At 73.3% G+C, this 4,013-nt stretch carries 2 protein-coding genes; both read right to left on the bottom strand.

The genetic code is table 11. The features are described 5' to 3' along the window. Window positions 1–1,763 (bottom strand): type I polyketide synthase (locus ACZ5C2_RS38465; RefSeq protein WP_468801597.1); only part of this gene is annotated, 1,763 nt, incomplete at its 3' end. Then, on the bottom strand, window positions 1,763–4,013 hold a 2,251-nt coding region (locus tag ACZ5C2_RS38460; protein ID WP_468801595.1), incomplete at its 5' end, for a beta-ketoacyl reductase. The genes ACZ5C2_RS38460 and ACZ5C2_RS38465, both read right to left, overlap by 1 nt.

Here is a 4,013-nt window from a genome sequence, read left to right as displayed (position 1 = left end):
AACACCGAAGCGAACACGGGAAACGCCTCACACAACCCACGCCCCATACCCAACCGCTGCGCCCCCTGCCCACCGAACAGAAACGCGGTACGACCGGCTCCGGCGGCCGTGCCGCGGATCGGCGGGTCCCCGAGGCCCGCGAGGAGCTCCTCCCTGGTGGCACCCAGGGCCACGGCCCGTTCCGCGAAGAGCGGTGCTCGGGACAGGCTGTGCGCGACATCGGCGGCGGAGAGGCCGGGTCGGTTCGCGAGGTGCTCTGCCAGTGTGCGGGCACGGGTGGCCAGCGCATCGGGCGTCTTGGCGGAGAGGATCCACGGCAGGACGGGAGGCTGCTCGGTGGCGTGAGGGGGGACCGGTTCCCCGACGGTCTCGGGGACCTGCTCAAGGATGATGTGGGCGTTGGTCCCGCTGACGCCGAAGGCCGAGACGCCCGCGCGGCGCGGACATTCCAGGGTCGCGGGCCAGTTCGTGTTCTCGGTGAGCAGCCGCACCGTGCCTGCTGACCAGTCGACATGAGGCGTGGGTTCGTCGACGTGCAGCGTCCTCGGGAGGACGCCGTGCCGCATCGCCATCACCATCTTGATCACACCGGCCACACCCGCCGCGGCCTGCGTGTGCCCGATGTTCGACTTCACCGACCCCAGCCACAACGGCCTGCCCTCGGCGCGGCCCTTCCCGTACGTGGCGAGCAACGCCTGCGCCTCAATGGGATCACCGAGCGTGGTACCGGTGCCGTGCGCCTCCACCACGTCGACGTCGGCCCCGGTGAGGCCCGCGTTGACCAGCGCCTGCCGGATCACCTTCTGCTGCGCCGGACCACTCGGCGCCGTCAGCCCGTTGGACGCGCCGTCCTGGTTCACGGCGGAACCGCGGATCACCGCGAGGACCTCGTGCCCGTCGCGCCGCGCGTCCGACAACCGCTCCAACAGCAGCACCCCCACACCCTCGCCCCAGCCGGTGCCGTCCGCCGACGCCGAAAAGGCCTTGCACCGCCCGTCGGGAGCAAGCCCACGCTGGCGCGAGAAGTCGACGAAGACCCGCGGTGTGGACATGACCGTGACCCCGCCGGCCAGTGCCAGGCCGCATTCGGAGCGGCGAAGCGCCTCGGCCGCGAGGTGGAGCGACACCAGCGAGGAAGAGCAGGCCGTGTCGACCGTGACCGCCGGTCCCTCCAGGCCCAGGACGTAGGAGAGACGGCCGGACAGAACGCTCGCCGCGTTGCCGGTGCCGATGTGTCCTTCGACGCTCGCCTCCTCCGCGTACTCACCGAACAGGGAGGCGTAGTCCTGGCCGTTGGTGCCGACGAAGACGCCGGTCCGGCTCCCCCGCAGCGCGGCCGGGTCGAGCCCGGCGCCCTCGAGGGTCTCCCACGCCACCTCCAGCAGGAGCCGCTGCTGCGGGTCCATGGCACGGGCCTCCCGCGGGCTGATGCCGAAGAAGTGCGCGTCGAACTCGGCCGCGCCCTCCAGGAACCCTCCTTCACGGACGTAGCTGGTGCCGGGGCGGTCCAGCTCCGGGTCGTACAGCGTGTCGAGGTCCCAACCGCGGTCCTCGGGGAACGGGGTCAGGGCGTCCCGGCCGTGGGCGAGAAGTTCCCACAGGCCCTCCGCGGACCGTACGCCGCCCGGGAACCGGCAGCCCACGCCGATGACGGCGATGGGTTCGTGACCGCGTTCCTCCGCCTCACGCAGACGCTGGTTGGCCTCGTCGAGATCGGCGGTGACCCGCTTGAGGTAGGTCAGAAGCTTCTGGTCGTTGCTCATCAGCGGGTTCCGTACTTCTCGTCGATGTAGGCGAAGAGGTCGTCGGCTGAGAGCTCTCCGGTGTCGACCTCCTGACGGGCCTCTTCGCCGGTCCCGGATCCGGTCCTGCTTCCGCGCAGGCCGGCGAGCAGGGCCTCGAGCCTGCTCTCCACCTCACCGCGCAGGCCGTCCTCGGCGCCCAGGGCGGGCAGGGCGGCCTCGACACGGTCGAGGGCGGCCAGGACGCGTGTGCTCGCGGTACCGCCGAGCCTGGTGTTCAGATGGGCGGCGAGGGCCTGGGGACTCGGGTGGTCGAAGACGACCGTGGCGGACAGCGTGAGCCCGGTGGCGGCGCTCAGGGCGTTGCGCAGGTCGACGGCCATCAGGGAGGTGAAGCCGAGGTCGCGGAACGGGCGGTGGGGTTCGATCCCGTCCTCCGAGGCGTGGTCGAGCACGCCGGCCGCCCGGGTCAGGACGAGGTCGAGGAGCGCCCTGCCGCGCTCGTCGTCGGGCAGCTCCGCCAGATGGTCCCCCGTCCGGCGCGCGGGCCGGGCGGCCGCGGTTGCCGCTTCGAGAACTCCCGACAGCAGGGCGCTCGGGCGGACGGTGGTGAAGCCGGGGCCGAAGCGCCCCCAGTCGATGTCGGCGACAGCCGTGCAGGCGTCACCGTGGTCGAGGGCCTCCCGCAGGCCGTCGAGGGCGCGGGCGGGGTCCATGGCGCGGACGCCATGTCGTTCCAGTCGTCCGCTCACCTCCGCCTCCTCGGCGGCCATCCCTCCGCCGCCCCAGGCACCCCAGGCGAGGGCGGTGGCCGGCGCACCGTCGGCCCTGAGCTGTTCGGCGAAGGCGTCCAGGTAGGCGTTGGCGGCCGCGTAGTTCCCCTGGCCGGCACCGCCCACCATCCCGGCGAAGGAGGAATAGAGCACGAAGGCGGTGAGATCGGCGTCGCGAGTCAGCTCCCGCAGGGTACGGGCGGCCACGGCCTTGGGCCGCAGCACGGCGTGGAGACGCTGTGGGGTGAGGGAGTCCAGGACGGCGTCGTCCAGGACCCCGGCCGTGTGCATCACGGCCCGCAGGGGGAACTCGTCGGGGATCTGGGCGAGCACCGCCCGCACCTGCGCCGGGTCGGCCACGTCGCAGGCGGCGACGGTCACCTCGGCACCCTTCGCCCTGAGCTCCTCCACGAGTTCCCCGGCACCCGGCGCCTCGGGACCACGGCGGCTGAGCAGCAGCAGGTGTTCCGCTCCCTCGTCCGCGAGACGGCGTGCCAGGTGTCCGGCCAGGGCGCCGCTGCCTCCGGTGATGAGGACCGTGCCGGACGGGCGCCACCGCTCCGCCGTCGGGGTGGCGCGTTCGAGGCGTTCCAGACGGCGGCCGTACAGACCGTGCCCGGTTCCGCGCAGTGCGAGCTGGTCCTCGCCGTGAGCCGTGGCGAGCAGTACCGCGAGCCGGTCGGCCGTGGCGGCGTCCAACTCGCCTCCGGGAAGGTCGACGAGTCCGCCCCAGCGGTCGGGGCTCTCGAGGGCCGCGGCCCGGCCCAGTCCCCAGACCTGGGCCTGCTCCGGATCGGTGAGCCGGTCGCCGGGCCCGACGGACACCGCTCCCCGGGTGGCGCACCACAGGGGCGCGCCGATCTCCGCGTCACCCAGCGCCTGGTGCACCAGCAGTACCTCGGTGGCGCCGGACTCGCCGACCGGAGCGGGAAGGTGAAGAACACCGGCGAGACCGTCCTGTTCCCCCCGCGCCTCGCGCAGCCGCGCGGCGAGTTCCGCGCGGGTGGTCGCAGCCGTGACGGGTGCGAGGACGCGAACGTCCGCGCCGGAGCGGGTCAGGGCCGGCCGCATCGACTCGGCTTCCGCGCCGATGACGAGCCAGGTGCCCGCGAGCCGGCCCTCGGCGGGGAGCGGGACAGGCTCCCAGTACGCGCGGTAGAGAAGGCCGGCCGACAGGGGGCGGGGGCGTGCGGGCGCGGAGCCGCTCGCCCAGTAGCGTTCCCGCTGGAAGGGATAGGTGGGCAGACCGACACGCCGGACGTCCAGGCCCGCGTACACGGCCTGCCAGTCAGGTTCGGCACCGCCGCACCAGAGGTCGCCCAGCGCAGCTGCGACCGTGTGGTCCTCGGGGCGGTCGGGGCGCAGGAGGGTGATGAACCGCGGTGCGGCTCCCTCCTGGGTGGGGCCGTCGAGGCTGTCCTGGGCCATGGCGGTGAGGACACCACCCGGCCCGAGCTCGACGTACCGCGACACACCCTCCGCGGCCAGCACCCCCACA

The organism is Streptomyces sp. NPDC031365, from assembly GCF_055569765.1.
The sequence above is the reverse complement of the archived record's forward strand: the minus strand, read 5'-3'. Positions and strand labels throughout refer to the sequence as shown.